Annotated in this window: 1 protein-coding gene; it reads left to right on the top strand. The window is 54.5% G+C overall.

Features of this window, described 5'->3' with window-relative positions; all coding sequences use genetic code 11:
- Nucleotides 1-211, top strand: a 211-nt coding sequence (locus tag ASG38_RS17905; protein ID WP_162239641.1) for a hypothetical protein, incomplete at both ends; no start/stop codon positions are given.

Below are 211 nucleotides of genomic sequence, written 5' to 3'. Positions count from 1 at the left end.
TGGCTGCGTCTTGCGACAGTATCCCGGCTGCGGCTACGCTTACTGCGACCGATGCTTGCGGAAGCGCAACGGTAACATTCGCTGAGACAAGAACCGATGGAAACTGCCCGTCATCATATATATTGACTAGAAGATGGACGGCTACTGACATTTGCGGAAACACTGCCGAGCACACTCAGGTTGTGACCGTAACCGATACCCAGGCTCCTGC

It is taken from the genome of Flavobacterium sp. Leaf359 (genome assembly GCF_001423985.1).
GTDB classification, from domain to species: domain Bacteria; phylum Bacteroidota; class Bacteroidia; order Flavobacteriales; family Flavobacteriaceae; genus Flavobacterium; species Flavobacterium lindanitolerans.
Note: the sequence above shows the minus strand (reverse complement) of the source record. Positions and strands in the feature narration are given on the sequence as shown.